This window comes from Pseudarthrobacter sp. 01T43, assembly GCF_056398665.1.
The window spans coordinates 14717-30148 of record NZ_JBFTPV010000020.1; the positions used below are offsets into that span (position 1 = coordinate 14717).

The following is a 15432-nucleotide window of genomic DNA, read 5'->3' on the forward strand; positions in this document are numbered from 1 at the left end:
GGCCCGCTGGGGAGCTGTCCTCAACGGACCGCTTAAGCGCGGCCCTTGACGGCAGTGAACCAGGCCTGCGAGTTGGGAAGCCACATCAGGACTGTTGCGGCGGCGCTGATCAGGAATCCGAGCCAGTTGTTGCCTATGCCTCCGCCCACACTGCCGCCGATAAGCGCCAGGACCAGTGAGACGCCGGCAACGATGGTGAGCGCCAGCCGGGCCCACTCCTTACCTTCCTTCATCTTCAGGGCGAGGATAATCTGCGCGGCAGCCAGCGCGACTGCCACCAGAACCAGGAGGAGTAGCAAAGCGGCCAATCCGGGGGCGACAGTGAACAGGGCCAAGGTGGCAAGCAAGCCGAAGAAGCCGCCCATAACCCCCAGCATGCCGCCGATGAGCCAGATCCAGTAGGAGACTTTGAGCTCGGTGGGGAGTCCGGTCACGCTGAACATGCCGGAAAGACCACGCTTGGGCATAATGTCGTTGAAGCTGCGGGGACCGTCGGTGGGCATCTGGAACTGACTCGGGTTGCTCATGGCTCTCACTGTAGACGGCGTGTCCTGAGACGGAGTGCCCTGCTGGATCCAGGAACTGAACACGGCCTTAAACACCGCGCGCCCGGCCACCGGGATCGTGTGATCCTGACGGCCGGGCGCGGCGCTGTGAGCTATTGAAGAGCGCAGTCAGCTACTGAATAACTCTGTCAGCCACTGAAGAGCGCCTAAGCAGCTGAAGAAATTACGCTGCGGGGGCGATGAACGCCAGCTCCAGGTTGATGGCCACCTTGTCGCTGACCAGCACGCCGCCGGCGTCGAGGATGGCGTTCCAGGTCAGGCCGAAGTCCTTGCGGCTGATGGTGGTTTCGGCGGAAACGCCGGCGCGGGTCATCCCGAACGGGTCAACGGCCACGCCGTTGAATTCGGTTTCCAGGGTGACCGGACGGGTGATGCCCTTGATGGTGAGTTCTCCGGTCAGTTCGTAGCTGTTGCCGGCAGCCACCAGTCCGTTGGAGACGAAGGAGATTTCGGGGAACTTCTCGACGTCGAAGAAATCTTCGCCGCGGACGTGGCCGTCGCGGTTGGCGTCGCCCGAGTCGAAGCTGGCGGTCTGGATGGTGGCGCTGATCTTCGAATCGGCCACGTTTTCGGCGAGGTCCAGGGTTGCTGCCGCATCCTTGAACTGGCCGCGGACCTTGCTGATGCCGGCGTGGCGAACAGTGAAGCCGATTTCGCTGTGCGAGTTGTCGAGGGTCCAGGTGCCGGTGGTGACGTCTGCGGGAAGAGCCATTGGTGTTTCTCCTTGGGTTTGTCGGGTGGTACTTCCGGATACGTTGATCGGTTGAACTCTCAACTATCCGCTACATTCACTATAAGCATGCATTTGCATGTTTTGTTCCTTGTTCAGGAACTTTTTTCCCAGTGTTTCAGTTCTACGGAATGTAGAAGATTTCGGATCGCACGCCATCTTTGAGAAACTGGTACACATGCCCCAAGCCACTGTCCATCTGCTCCGCCACGGCGAGGTCCATAATCCCGACGGCGTTCTGTACGGACGGCTGCCCGAATTCCACCTCTCAGAGCTGGGTAGGGAGATGGCGCAGACCCTGGCCGCGCACTTTGCCGAGCGCGCCGCAGAGGGTGCGCGGATCGTCTACTTGGCAGCGTCGCCGCTGGTCAGGGCGCAGGAGACCGCAGCCCCCACGGCGGAGGTTCTGCACCTTGAGGTTCACACTGACGAGCGCATCATCGAGGCGGAGAACTACTTCCAGGGCATGAAGGTCACCAAGGCCGAGCTGCGCAAGCCCAAGCACTGGCCGCACCTGATCAACCCGCTCCGGCCATCCTGGGGCGAGCCGTACAAGGAACAGGCCGTGCGTGTCCGGGCCGCCGTCGAGGACGCCAGGCTCCGGGCCATCGAACTTGCCGGCGCGGACTATGGAACCAATGGGCCCGAGGCCATCATGGTCAGCCACCAGCTCCCCATCTGGGCCACGCGCCTGAGCGCCGAAGGCCGTCCGCTCTGGCATGACCCCCGCAAGCGCGAGTGCACGCTGACGTCCATCACCTCACTGGTGTTCGACGACGACGGCTCCCTCCTGCGCGTTGAGTACAGCGAGCCCGCTGCCGCCCTTCTTCCCGGTGCTGCCACCACCCCGGGGGCGTGAGATGAAAAGTACCCCGCTCGCTCCGTCCGGCCGCCCAATGTCCCGCCGCGCCGTCCTGGCCGCCGGCGGCGCCGCCCTGACCGCCCTCACCCTCGGGCTCTCCGCCTGCGCGCAGGAGGATGCCCTCGCCAAGCAGGCGAAGGCCGGTGACAACAAGAACTACATCGCCGGCGACGGCTCCGTGACGGAATTCGCGGCAGGAGACCGCAAAGCCGGCGTCGCCATCAACGGCACCCTGTTCAACGGCACAACGGTCACCCCCGCCGACTTCCAGGGCAAGGTGACGGTGCTGAACTTCTGGTTCGCCGCGTGTGCTCCCTGCCGGGTTGAAGCGCCCATCCTCGAAGAGCTGCACCAGGAGTTCAAGGACCAGGGTGTGCAGTTCTTCGGCGTTAACCTCCGTGACGAAAAAGCCACGGCCGAGGCCTTCGACAAGACCTTCAACCTGACCTACCCCAGCTTCGATGACAAGAACGGCGGCGTGCTCCTGGCCGTCTCCGGGATTGTCCCGCCCGGCGCGGTCCCCACCACACTGGTCCTGGATAAGCAGGGCCGGGTGGCCTCGCGCGTGCTCGGCGAAATCCAGAAGGGCACCCTCAAAGCCCTCGTCGCCGCCGCCGTGGCAGAGTAGCGGCGGCGCCGGACCGTGAACAGCCCTTTCGCTGAAACCATCCTGAACGGCTCGCTGCTGCTTGCCATTCCGGTTGCTTTGCTCGCCGGCCTGGTGTCCTTCCTGTCGCCATGCGTGCTGCCGCTGGTGCCTGGCTACCTGGGCTACGTGACCGGCCTGAGCGGGGTGGACCTGCAAAAACAAAAGCGCGGCCGGATGTTCGCGGGCATCGGGCTGTTTGTACTGGGATTCTCGGTGATCTTTGTGCTGCTGGGCGGCGCCTTCGGCCAGCTCGGCACCTTGATTACAGGCTCCCAGAACGCCTGGATCACCCAGCTCCTGGGGATCCTGGTGATCATCATGGGCGTTGTGTTCATGGGCGGGCTCGGGTGGCTGCAGCGGGACGCCAAGATCCACGCGAAACCGCCAGCCGGCCTGTGGGGGGCGCCCCTGCTGGGCCTCACCTTCGGCCTGGGCTGGGCCCCGTGCATCGGCCCCACCTACTCGGCGGTCCAGCTGCTGAGCCTGTCCGGCGGTTCGTCCGCAGCCAAGGGCGCCTTCCTGGCGTTCGTCTACAGCCTGGGCCTGGGCATCCCGTTCCTGCTGATTGCCTTGGCCGTCCGGCGGGGCATGGGCGTGATGTCCTTTTTCCGCCAGCACCGCCTGGCGATCCAGCGGATCGGTGGCGGCATCCTGGTGGTGCTCGGCCTGCTGATGGCCAGCGGCGTCTGGGGTTCCTGGGTCACCGAACTGCAGTACTGGTTCCAAACTGATGTGAAGTTGCCGATCTGATGAGCGAGCGCGTGAAAGCAAACAAGAAATCCCCGGCCCCCGTGGCCGCTGCCAAGCCTGAAGCGGCCCTCCCCGTCCTGGGGCCCCTGGGGATGGTGCGCTGGGCCTGGACCCAGYTGACCAGCATGCGCACGGCGCTGTTCCTCCTGCTCCTGCTGGCGGTTGCCGCGGTGCCGGGTTCGCTGTTCCCGCAGCGCCCCGTCAACCCCTTCGTGGTGACGCAGTACATCAAGGACAACGGGGACTACGGGAAACTGCTGGACACCCTGCAGCTGTTCGAGGTCTACTCCTCCGCGTGGTTCTCGGCCATCTACATCCTCCTGTTCATCTCGCTGATCGGCTGCGTGGTGCCGCGCGCCATCGCCCACTACAAGGCCATGCGCTCCCAGCCGCCGCGGACCCCCAAAAGGCTCTCCCGCCTCCCTGAGTACGGCACCCTGGTGGTCCCCGCCAGCGCCGGCCTCCCGGCGTCGGACGCCATTAACAGCGCTGCGGGGCTGCTCCGGAAGCGCGGCTACCGCGTTGAGGTGAGGGACGACGACGGCGCGCGGCCGTCTTTGGGTGCCGAGCGCGGCTTCGCCAAAGAGGTGGGGAACCTGGTGTTCCACACCTCCCTGATCGGCGTGCTGGTATCCGTGGCCATCGGCGGCCTGTTCGGTTACAGCGGACAGCGCATCCTCGTTGAGGGCGATACGTTCGTGAACACCCTGGTGGGCTATGACCAGTTCACCCCCGGCACCAACTTCCAGTCCAGCCAGCTGCAGCCCTACTCCATCCAGCTGGACAAATTCGACGTCACTTTCGACCGCGAGTCCCCGGGCAAGTTCGGCCAGCCCATCGACTTCAACGCCCAGGTCACCACCAAGGAAACCCCGGACGCGCCTGCAAAGCAGGAAACCCTGAAGGTCAACGACCCCGTCACCCTGGGTGGCACCAGCATCTACCTCACCGGCAACGGCTACGCCCCCGTGGTGACCATCCGCGACGGCGCCGGCAACGTGGCCATGCAGGGTCCCGTGGTGGCCAAGCTCCAGGGCGAGAACTACTACTCCTCCGTGGTCATCAAGGTTCCCGATGCCCGGCCGGAGCAGCTGGGCTTCGTCGGGTTCTTCCTGCCCACCGCATTCGTCACCGACGCCGGTGTGTCGTTCAGCGGCGATCCGGACCTGTTCAACCCGCAGCTGACCCTGAACTCCTACTTCGGCAACCTTGGCCTTGATAACGGCGCGCCGCAGAACGTCTTCGAACTGGACGTTTCGAAGCTCACGCCGCTCAACAACCGCAAGCTGGCCGCCGGCGGCATCACCCTGGCACCCGGCAGCACCTACACCCTCCCGGACGGCAAGGGCAGCATCAGCTTCGACGGCGTGAAGCGGTACGTCGGCGTGGACATCCACCACAACCCCGGCCAGGTCTCGGCCCTGATCTTCGCCCTGCTGGCCGTGGGAGGGCTCATCGTTTCGCTGTACGTCAACCGCCGCCGCGTCTGGGTCCGCACCGGGACGCACGAGGACGGCCGGACCATGGTGGAATACGGGCTCCTGGCCCGCGGCGAAGACCACCGCCTGGCCGCCGAGGCGCAGGCCGTCCGCAAGTTGCTCAGCGAAGAGTGGCAGCTTGAAGATTCCGACTCCACCCAGCAAACTCCCAGCCGCCAAGGCGATAATGGCGCAGACTCCGTCACCATCCCCACCGGCTTCGCCGGACCCACAAAGGACCAGTAATGCCTTTCGTCATCAACGAAACCATGGGCGCATACAGTGAACTGCTGATGCTGCTCGCCGCCGGCACCTATACCGTGGCCTTCATCGCCTTCGCCTGGGATTTGGCCAAGAGCAGCAAGATGTTGCGCGCCGTTGACCTCAAGGCAGCGGAGGCTGCAGGGGCAGGAGCCGGGGCCAAGGTTCCGGTAGGCGCCGGAGTAGGTGCGTCTGCCGGCACTTCCCTTGACGCTGGCGCGGGAGCGAACCGTGTGGATTCGCACCTGGCCGGGCCGGCCGGACGGGCTGAACGGCCGTCGTCGTCCGCTGCCAAGCAGGCAGGAACTGGCTCCGCAGCAGGGCAAACGGCCGACGCCGACATGCGCTACGCGGGGGAACGCCGAGTTCCGGCCCGGGTGGCTGTCGCCCTGACCGTTCTCGGTGTCCTGATCCACGGTGCCGGTGTTGTCACCCGTGCCCTGGGTGCCGGCCGCGTGCCGTGGGGCAACATGTACGAGTTCCTCACCACAGGTGCCTTTGTGGCCGTGGCCGTCTTCCTGCTGGTGCTGATCCGCCGCGACCTGCGGTTCCTGGGCACGTTCGTTGTGGGGCTCGCGATCGTCATGCTGGTGGCCGCTTCCGTTGCTTACTGGACCCCGGTGGGCCACCTGGTCCCGGCCCTGCAGAGCTATTGGCTGGTCATCCATGTCTCCATCGCCGTGATGTCCTCGGCGCTCTTCACCCTGACTTTTGCCATGTCCGCGCTGCAGCTGGTCCAGTCCCACCGGCAAAAGAGCATTGCCGCGGGAGGTGCCGACAAGCTTGGCTTCATGCGGCTGGTTCCTTCCGCTTTGAGCCTGGAAAACCTGTCCTACCGGATCAACGCCATCGCTTTCATCGGCTGGACCTTCACCCTGATGTTCGGCGCCATCTGGGCCGAAAAGGCCTGGGGCCGGTTCTGGGGCTGGGACACCAAGGAAGTCTGGACTTTTGTGATCTGGGTGGTCTACGCCGGCTACCTCCACGCCCGTGCCACCCGCGGCTGGACCGGGACCCGGGCTGCCTGGTTGTCGATTGTCGGGTACCTCTGCGTCGTCTTCAACTTCACGATTGTTAACCAGTTCTTCAACGGCCTGCACTCCTACTCAGGCCTCTGAGCAGGAGTTTCCTTCCGGCACCCGTAGTGTTTTGAGGTAATACGCCAATCGGTGTACAAATCAGGGTGTTGCCCGGCAGGCGGTGATGCTACCTTGGTTGAAGCTCGTCCGTGATGAAGCTCGCGGACCGGCCTGCTGCGTTCTCCCGAGGTACCCATGAGTTACATTCTCGCCATTGATGTCGGGACCAGTTTCACTGCCGCCGCCATTGCCAAGAATGACCAGGGCGCCCAGTCGGTTCCGGAGAGCCTGCCGTTGGGGCTCCGCGGTACGTCGGTCCCGTCTGTGGTGTACTACCCCGAAGAGGGCCCCGTCCTGGTGGGGGAGGCTGCAGACCGCCGCGGTTTGGACGATCCCGGCCGGGTGGTGCGTGAGTTCAAACGCCGGATCGGCGACAGCGTCCCCCTGGCCGTGGGCACACTCTCACTTCAGGCTGAAGACATCTTTGCCACCATGGCCCACTGGGTTGTGGACAGGGCCGCAGAACGCGAGGGCGCCCCGCCGTCGGAAATCATCGTCTCGCACCCTGCGGCCTGGGGCGGACACCGGACCTCGGCGGTCCTGGCAGCACTCGCCGCCAGGGGGCTGCACAACGTCACGCTTATCAGCGAACCGGAAGCGGCGGCACTGCACTATGCCTCCCAGATGCGTGTGGAGGACGGCAGCACCGTTGCCGTTTACGATCTGGGCGGGGGAACCTTTGACACGGCAATCCTGCGGAAGGACGGCAACGGCCGTTTCGCACTCCTGGGCAGCCCGGAGGGCATCGAAGGGCTTGGCGGTGCCGACTTCGATGCCGAAGTGCTCCGCCACGTCGCAGCCCACACAGGCGATGCTTTGAGAGCCCTTGACCCGGATGACCCGGGCGCGCTGGCGGCGCTGGCCCGGCTCAAGCGTGAATGCGTGGAGGCCAAGGAAGCGCTCTCGGCCGACAGTGAGGCGAGCATTTCGGTGTTCCTGCCAGGCACGCAGCAGCAGGTGCGGCTGGTCCGTTCCGAGTTCGAGGCGATGATCGATGAGTCGATCCGCGAAACCGTGGATGCCCTTGAACGGTCCTTGGAACAACTTGGCCTGGAGCGGGCTGACCTGACCGCGGTGCTCCTGATTGGCGGTTCGTCACGGATTCCCTTGGTGGCGCAGCTGATCTCGGAACAGCTGGACCGGCCCATCGCCGTCGACGCAGACCCCAAGTCTTCCATCTGCCTCGGCGCAGTCGCGGCAGCGATCCGGGCCGCCCCGCCGGTCGCAGTGGATCCCCGTGTAGCCGCTGATGGGGTCCCTGGGATTCCCGCGCCGGCTGATGTAGCTGTTGAGCCGCACGGCGATGACCGCCGTGCCAGCTGGTCCCGCAAGTCCGGGGCAGCGTTTGGCTCTTTGGCTGGCACCGCCGCCGCTGCTGGCGACGGTGCCAGGGGCGTTGGCGCCAGCCATGCACATGCCGTGGGCCACGCCCATGGTGCGAAGGGCGGAGCACATGCCCCACGGCCGGCCATCCGGCTTACTGCAGTGGCTGCCGGGGCGGCCCTGTTCACCATCCTGACTGCCACCGCGGCGGGGAACCCGGAGGGGCTGGGAAGCCTCACGGCGATGTTCGCCCCGCAGTCGTTGCCTGGCGCCCAGGCTGCAACGGATGCCGGTGGCGGCGCACAGGCGGGTGGCCCTGCCGCCGCAGCCCAGGGCGAGCCACAGCAGTCCGAGCCAGGCATTGAGGCCAGCGCGAAGAAGCCGGCAGCGGCCACCCCGGCCACGCCAGCGGGAATCGAAGCGGCAGCATCGCACACCAGCAGGCCTTCCGGGTCGGCATCACCCGCGCCCGGCTCGACACCGGGCAGTTCGACACCGGGCGGTTCGACACCGGGCGGTTCGACGGCGGGCGGTTCGACGCCCGGCGGCGGGGCCGCGGGGTCCACGCCAGGAGGGAAGGGGACGTCAAGCGTTCCCACCCAGGTAGCCGCGCCGGGAACGCCCGGGACTCCCACAAAGGATGCGCCTGCGACGACCCCAGCCGTGGAACCGGCGCCTGCGACGGCACCGCCCACGACGACACCGTCTGCGACGACACCGCCTCCGACGACACCGCCTGCGACGACACCGCCTGCGACGCCGCCGGTGGGATCGCCCCCCGCCACGACGCCGCCACCAACAACATCGGATCCGACGCTGACACCCAACCTCGAGCCGGCGCCAACCACGCCGGCACCGCAACCCACCGCAACGGATTCCGCCTCAACCCCGAAGGCCACGCTGGCTACGGCCGGCGCTGCTCCGACCAACGTGCCGGCGGGTGACGCATGATACCCCGTCAGACCGCGCGGGCTCAGGACCCGACACCGCCCGCCAACCCCCAGCGTGTGGCGGACCAACTCCAAGGGGAAAACGCCGCAGTCAGGGAACTCCTGCTGGCATTGTCGGTGGGATTCACCCTCCCTGGACCGCTGCCGCAGGAACTTGAGCGCAGGGTTGCCGACGGTGAGGTGGAGAGCCTCGGAGCGTTGGTGGCGCGGGCTGAATCGTCAGGGCTTCTTAGCGCGGACGGCACAGTGGTAGGGACCGCCCAACATGCCCTTCTGACGTCTACACCCACTCCACGGGTCCATGCACTGCAGCGCGAACTCGTGGGCCGCTTCGCTGCGGACGGCCGTCCCCTCGGCGAATTTGCCCGCGAGCTGGCGCGGAGCGGGCTGGCGGACCGCCGCGTCGCAGCCGAACTGGAAAAGGCCGGGGACAGGGCGCTGGAGCACAACCCGGGCCTAGCCTCCCAGCTGTATGAAGAGGCCTTGCTCGCGGGAGCCGATGAGCTGGGCACTGCGGCCCGCCGCGCCCAGGCAGCTTCGGCCACTGGGGACCTGGATGCTGCGGGGCGGATCATCGATGGGCTACTCATGAGCCCGGATCCTCCTGACCTCCGCCTCGGAGTGGATGTGGCAGCCGCTGTCTGGGCGCAGCGGGGGATGCTGGCACGCGGCGCTGACGTGTACACCTGGTTGGGCCCGGCGAGGATAGGGCCGTCCGCCCCGGCTGCCGCGGTTGCGATGATTGGCTGTGGGAACCGTTCGGGTGCAGAGGCAATGTTCCCGGCTGGCTCTGCAGCGGAATCGCCTACACTCCTGGCCGTGGCCCAAGCGCAGACAGCCCATGGCATTGTGGAATCGTTGTCCGCAGGTCCGCATCAAGGGCTCCCCACCCTCATCCATGCGTCGGACATGTTGAACGCGTCGGGAGCAGCGTTGCCCGTTCCGGAGACACCCGGTGCCTTGGCCGCGCTTGTGGCCCTGCACAGCGGTGAGCCGCACCTCGCGGAAACCATTGCACGGGCCGCCGCCGCGGCGGGTCAGGGAGGCGACGCCGCCAAGCCCCGGCTTTTCCTGCTTCAGGCGTGGTCGGCCATGCAACAGGACAACCCCGACGAAGCCAGGCTGGCCATCAATGAGGCCTCCAAGGCCAACCATTGGCCGCTGGTACCCCGTGACGAGTTCCTCTGCGCGGCCTTGGAAGTGGGCCTGGCCCGCAGGAGCGGCGAAGTCCATGACCTGGTACTGGCTTGGGAACGCGCCCGCGAAGCCATGCTGCACACCACTGTTGACCTGTACAGCCTGCTGCCGTGGGGGGAACTGATGATCACTGCGGCCCGGCTGAGGGAGACCAGACGCGTCTCCCATTACCTTGACGAAGCGTGGAAGCTCTTGCGGGACTTGGGGGAGCCGCCGCTATGGGCCCTGCCCCTGCATTGGGCTGCCGTCCAGGCAGCACTGTTGAGTGAGAGCCCCAGCGACCTGGCCCCCCACGCCTCGGCGCTGGCCCGCGCAGCCGACCACAGCCACCTTGCCTTGCGGCTGGCCGCTGCGGGCAAAGCGTGGGTATCGGTTCTTGCTGGAAGGTTCCAGGCCGCGGACGTGGAGGCCGCGGCCCGGGGACTGAACGCCGTCGGAATGCCTTGGGAAGGGGCCAGACTGGCCGGCCACGCCGCAGCGCGGGCAGATGAGCGCAAGGACATGGTGCGCCTGCTGTCCTGTGCCCGGGACCTCCATCCGCAGGGGAACTCTGCCGGGCCGAGCCCCAGCGGGCAACAGGAGGTCCGCAGCGGACCTTACGCGGACCAGGTGAATGGCGCCGGCCAGCCGGATGCGTCCATGCTGAGCGAACGCGAAAAGGAAGTTGCAAGGCTGGTGCTGGAAGGAAAAACCTACCGGGAAATCGGGGAAGCAATTTACATTTCCCCGCGTACTGCCGAGCACCATATTGCGCGTATGCGCCGGCGCCTGGGCGCCGAAAACCGCTCCGATCTCCTTGTCAGGCTGCGGCTTGCCCTGGGACCCGATGACACCCAGCATGAGTGATCCCCTAATACCCCTAACGGTGGGGCAGCCAGAGCCCCGGCAGGGGCCTCCCCGGTAGGGGGAAACGACCCGATGCCAGGTCCGGGTGCGGGACCTTAGGTTTGATTCAAGCCAGGCAGTGTGGCCAGGCTACCCACAACTCAGCGCAGACTTGAGGACCATCAAATGCCTACACTCGCAAACGACCTCGTCCAGTTCCTCATGAGCCTTTTCGGAAACCAAGAGGCGGCGCGGGAGTTCCTGGACGATCCCGAGCGCGCCCTGGACCACGCCGGGCTGGGCGGCGTCTGCTCCGCGGATGTTGACGCGGCAATGCCTGTCATTCTGGACTTCGCCCCCATTACCGTCAACGCGTCCTCCTTCGACCGCGCCTACAACACCGGCGGCAACGCCGCTGCAACCGGCGGTGGGGGCGCCGTCGCGGTCACGCCTCCTCCGTCCGGCGGCCACGGGGACAGTGGGGAACACTGGGACCATTTACACGCTGTCCAGCAGCTCCACAACGTGGTGAACAACTACTCCTACACCACGTCGATCGATGACCGGGACACCATCACCGACCAGTCCGTCAACCAAAACATTTGGGCCCACGGCGATATCACCCAGTATTTCGACAACCACGCCGTTATCGCGTCCGGTGACCGGGCAGTGGCTGCCGGCGATGATGTGCACATGAAGGACGCCAACAACATCAGGGACTCCTACAACACCGACAACTCCAACGACAGCTCCACGGACAACTCCGTCAACGCAGGGCGGGACGCCAGCGTCGGCAACACCCACACGGACATTAGTGATGCCTTCAACACCGACGTGGACATCGACGTTGCCGATTCGTACAACGACAATTCCGACCACTCGGACCATTCGGACAACTCGGATAGCTCCGACAACCGCGTTGACAACTCGGACAACTCGGATCATTCCGACCACTCGGTTGACGTGCGGGATGTGGGCAACACGGAGAACAACCTAAACAACGTCGGCAACACCAGCACCGACAACTCGCTGGCCATTGCGGACTCGTTCCAGGACAACTCTGACCATTCGCTTGCAGTGACGGATTCGTTCCAGGACAACTCTGACCACTCGCTCGCGGTGGCGGATTCGTTCCAGGATAATTCTGACCACTCGCTCGCGGTTGTTGACTCGTTCCAGGACAACTCCGGGATCGAACATAACCCGGCCCTGGCCGGGGGCGACGCGGCAGTCTCCTAACCAGGTCCTGGCTGTGGTTCAATCGCAACGACCGGAGGATCCAGCAATGACGGTAGACCCCTCAGGAACCGCGAAGCAGACGGCGCCCGCTACGGCGGCGCAACTGGTCAAACTTGTTGAACAGGGCATCGAAATCGTCAGCGAGGGCGAGCGCGCCGATCTGCGCAAACGGCTCGACCAGACCCTTCGCAGGCTGAGCGATCCCAGCATCCGTGTGATCGTGGTGGGCGAATTCAAGCAGGGGAAAAGCAAGCTGATCAACGCTCTTGTCAACGCGCCGGTCTGCCCTGTCGATGACGACATCGCCACGTCGGTGCCTACGGTTGTCCGGCACGGTGATCCGGCGTCGGCATCTGTCCTCCTGCCGCGTGGGGATGCGGACCACAGTGATGAAGAAGCCCTGGAGCGCCTACCCATCAATATTGCCGACCTGGCAGCGTACGTCTCCGAACGCGGGAATCCCGGCAATGCCAAGAAACTGGTTGCCGCCGAGGTATTCCTGCCTCGCAGGGTGCTGGCCGGCGGCCTGACAGTCGTAGATTCGCCCGGGGTCGGTGGCCTGGGATCGACCCACACTCTGACCACCCTGACGGCGTTGCCGACTGCAGATGCCATGTTGCTCGTCTCGGATGCGTCTCAGGAATACACCGAGCCCGAAGTCCGGTTCCTCCGGCAAGCCATGCGGATCACGCCAAGCGTCGTGGGAGTTTTGTCCAAAACGGATTTGTATCCGGAGTGGCGCCGGGTTGCCGAGCTTGACCGCGGACACCTCTCCCAGGTGTCTCCGGAGATCCCGCTGTTTCCGGTGTCCTCGGATCTCCGGCTCGAAGCCGCGCGGCAGCAGGACGGGGAACTGAACAACGAATCAGGCTTCCCCGGCCTGATCGGCCACCTCCGGACAGAAATTGTGGGCAAGGCCGAAGGGATTCAGCGGCGCTCAGTGAGCCAGGATCTGCTTTCTGTCGCGGATAACCTTCGGCTTTCCCTCCAGTCAGAACTGGCCGCGCTGGAGGACCCGCAAGGGACACCCGCAATGATCGCCAGCCTGGAGGCGGCAAAACTGGAAGCGGATGACCTCCGCAAGAGGTCCGCCCGGTGGCAGATCACGCTCAATGATGGCATCGGCGACCTGATTGCCGATATGGAGTACGACCTGCGTGACCGGTTGCGGCGGATCCAGCGCGAGGCTGAGGCGGCCATTGACCAGGGCGATCCGGGGCCAACGTGGACCGCGTTCACAAAATGGCTCGAAGAGTGCGCCGCTTCCGCCATTTCAGACACCTTTGTCTGGACAAGTGAACGGGCGCAGTGGCTGTCGGGCCAGGTTGCCGAGCACTTCTCCGAAGACGAGGTGGCGCTTCCAGTGCTGCGCATCTCCGACACCGGGGACGCGCTGGATCCCGTGGATGACATGCCCGGGCTGGACGACGGGCGCATCAACTCGATGCAGAAAGTCCTCGTCGGCATGCGGGGCTCCTACGGCGGTGTCCTGATGTTCGGCCTCCTGACGGGGCTCTTCGGGATGGCCCTGATCAATCCGTTGTCCGTCGGCGCCGGTCTACTCCTGGGACGCAAGGCATACCGGGAGGACAAGGAAGCCAGGCTCAAGCGCCGTCAGGCAGAAGCCAAAGCACTGGTCCGGCGCCAGCTGGACGATGTCGTGTTCCAGGTCGGAAAACAGCTCAAAGACAGGCTCCGGCTGGTCCAGCGCGTCACCCGTGACCACTTCACCGAAATTGCCCAGGAGCATCACCGCACGCTTTCCGACTCCGTGGCAGCCGCGCAGAAAGCGGCCACCACGTACACGCTCGAAAAGGACGTACGCATCCGGGACATCAAAGCAGGGCTCAAGCGTGTGGACGCACTGCAGCAAGCAGCCACGGGGCTGGTGGAGCCGGAGCCGGTAAGCAGCGGACGCGGGCCAGCAACCACGCCCGGAGGGGCGCCGGCGGTGGTGGCGGCCGGATGAAGGCGCCAACCGTCTCTGGGGTGGCGGAACTGATTAAGGAGGCACTCGCCGTCTACAGTGATGATCCCGCTGCCGTCGCGGCTTTGGAAGGGTACGCCGCCAGACTGGCCGAACCATTGCGGATCGCCGTGGCCGGAATGGTGAAGGCGGGGAAATCGACCCTGCTCAATGCCATCATCGGGGAGGAGATCGCCCCTACCGACACCGGCGAGTGCACCCGCATTGTGACGTGGTACCGGTTCGCCCACTCGCCCCGCATCACGCTGTACCCAGTCACGGGAGACCCGCGCCTGCTTCCCCTCAAGCGGGTCAAGGGACGGCTCGTTTTTGATTTGGGCGCGGACCGGTCAGAAGACGTGGACCGCCTCGTCGTGGAATGGCCGTCGGAGACTCTTCGGAACGTCACGCTCATTGATACTCCCGGAATCGCCTCGCTGTCCGAGGACGTTTCCGCCCGGTCCATCAGTTTCCTCACGCCGGCCGACTCTCCCTCAGAAGCCGACGCCATTGTCTACCTGATGCGGCATATGCATGCCGCCGATCTCAGGTTTTTGGAGTCCTTTAAGGACACCGAGGCGGGCCGCTCCGGCACCGTAAACGCCGTGGCTGTCCTGTCCCGTGCCGACGAGATCGGAGCAGGACGGATCGATTCAATGATCTCCGCGGGAGACATTGCAGACCGGTACCGCCGGGACCCCGGCCTGCGCAAGCTGGCATTGGGGGTGGTCCCGGTGGCCGGCCTCTTAGCCCAGAGTGCCCGGAGCATGCGCCAGTCAGACTACGAGTCGCTGGCCCTGCTCGCCGCAATGGACCGCGCGGACCGGGAACGGCTGATGCTTTCCGCGGACAGGTTCCTGCGCTCCACCGATCCGGAAGGGCTCACCGCAGAGGCGCGGGAGCAGCTGTTGGAGCGTTTTGGGCTGTTCGGGATCCGGCTGGGCGTCGTCCTGTTCCGGGCCGGCTTCACGGATCCCACCCCGCTGGCGCACGAGCTTGCCCGGCGGAGCGGACTGGACCCGCTGCTTTCCATGCTGGCAGGTCAGTTCCACGCCCGCGCCGACGCCCTGAAGGCACGGACAGCCCTGGTGGGTGTGGACACACTGCTCCGAAACTCTCCGCGGGAAGGAACAGGACATCTTGCCGCGGCGCTGGAGCGCCTGCAGATCAACGCCCACGAGTTTCGCGAGCTACGCCTCCTCGCCACGCTGCGCACCACCGGCGTCACGCTCGGGCACGAACTGGCGGCTGAAGCAGAACGGCTCATTGGGGGTGCGGGTGTGGCAGCCCACGTTCGCGTCGGCCTGCAACTGGAAGCCTCACCTGAGGACATCACCGCAGCGGCCCACCAGATCCTGCACCGCTGGCGGCTGGTGGCCGAGAATCCCCTGACGGACCGGTCAGCACTCGACGTCTGCCGCGTTGTGGTGCGCAGCTGCGAAGGTGTTCTGGCCGGGCCTGCCGGGCCGCACCGGCACCGGCAGCCCGCCTGACCGG

The 15432-nt window shown here is 65.6% G+C and carries 12 protein-coding genes; 10 read left to right on the forward strand and 2 right to left on the reverse strand.

The window, feature by feature from the left end; translation table 11 throughout:
* Positions 1 to 32: 32 nt before the first annotated feature.
* Entirely contained in the window at positions 33 to 527 is a 495-nt protein-coding gene (locus AC1DIM_RS15585; protein ID WP_477711408.1) for a hypothetical protein, read from the reverse strand.
* A gap of 202 nt (positions 528 to 729) precedes the next feature.
* Positions 730 to 1278 carry a YceI family protein gene (locus AC1DIM_RS15590; RefSeq protein WP_477711409.1) on the reverse strand — a complete coding sequence of 183 codons (549 nt, stop codon included), beginning with the start codon at positions 1276 to 1278 and terminating at the stop codon, positions 730 to 732.
* A 196-nt stretch (positions 1279 to 1474) separates the two neighbouring features.
* Here AC1DIM_RS15590 and AC1DIM_RS15595 point away from each other — a divergent pair, with 196 nt between their 5' ends.
* From AC1DIM_RS15595 to AC1DIM_RS15640, 10 genes are all read left to right on the forward strand, one after another.
* On the forward strand, positions 1475 to 2155 hold the full coding sequence (locus AC1DIM_RS15595) for a histidine phosphatase family protein (protein WP_477711410.1): 681 nt from the start codon (positions 1475 to 1477) through the stop codon (positions 2153 to 2155).
* A gap of 1 nt (position 2156) precedes the next feature.
* Positions 2157 to 2786: a TlpA family protein disulfide reductase gene (locus AC1DIM_RS15600; RefSeq protein WP_477711411.1), complete on the forward strand. Its 630-nt coding sequence runs from the start codon at positions 2157 to 2159 to the stop codon at positions 2784 to 2786.
* A 15-nt stretch (positions 2787 to 2801) separates the two neighbouring features.
* Positions 2802 to 3557 carry a cytochrome c biogenesis CcdA family protein gene (locus tag AC1DIM_RS15605; RefSeq protein WP_477711412.1) on the forward strand — a complete coding sequence of 252 codons (756 nt, stop codon included), beginning with the start codon at positions 2802 to 2804 and terminating at the stop codon, positions 3555 to 3557.
* A complete protein-coding gene (resB, locus tag AC1DIM_RS15610) occupies positions 3557 to 5281 on the forward strand; it encodes a cytochrome c biogenesis protein ResB (protein ID WP_477711413.1) in 1725 nt (574 codons plus the stop codon). The genes AC1DIM_RS15605 and resB overlap by 1 nt, the downstream gene beginning before the upstream one ends.
* Positions 5281 to 6414: a c-type cytochrome biogenesis protein CcsB gene (gene ccsB, locus AC1DIM_RS15615; protein WP_477711414.1), complete on the forward strand. Its 1134-nt coding sequence runs from the start codon at positions 5281 to 5283 to the stop codon at positions 6412 to 6414. Before resB ends, ccsB begins: the two co-directional genes overlap by 1 nt.
* Before the next feature lie 156 nt (positions 6415 to 6570).
* Positions 6571 to 8709 (forward strand): Hsp70 family protein, encoded by a 2139-nt coding sequence (locus tag AC1DIM_RS15620; RefSeq protein ID WP_477711415.1) that lies wholly within the window; start codon positions 6571 to 6573, stop codon positions 8707 to 8709.
* Positions 8706 to 10751 carry a LuxR C-terminal-related transcriptional regulator gene (locus AC1DIM_RS15625; protein ID WP_477711416.1) on the forward strand — a complete coding sequence of 682 codons (2046 nt, stop codon included), beginning with the start codon at positions 8706 to 8708 and terminating at the stop codon, positions 10749 to 10751. The genes AC1DIM_RS15620 and AC1DIM_RS15625 overlap by 4 nt, the downstream gene beginning before the upstream one ends.
* Before the next feature lie 165 nt (positions 10752 to 10916).
* A complete protein-coding gene (locus AC1DIM_RS15630; protein WP_477711417.1) occupies positions 10917 to 11969 on the forward strand; it encodes an IniB N-terminal domain-containing protein in 1053 nt (350 codons plus the stop codon).
* A gap of 46 nt (positions 11970 to 12015) precedes the next feature.
* On the forward strand, positions 12016 to 13938 hold the full coding sequence (locus AC1DIM_RS15635) for a dynamin family protein (protein WP_477711418.1): 1923 nt from the start codon (positions 12016 to 12018) through the stop codon (positions 13936 to 13938).
* Positions 13935 to 15428, forward strand: coding sequence for a dynamin family protein (locus tag AC1DIM_RS15640; RefSeq protein ID WP_477711419.1), 1494 nt, complete (start codon positions 13935 to 13937; stop codon positions 15426 to 15428). The genes AC1DIM_RS15635 and AC1DIM_RS15640 overlap by 4 nt, the downstream gene beginning before the upstream one ends.
* Positions 15429 to 15432: the final 4 nt, after the last annotated feature.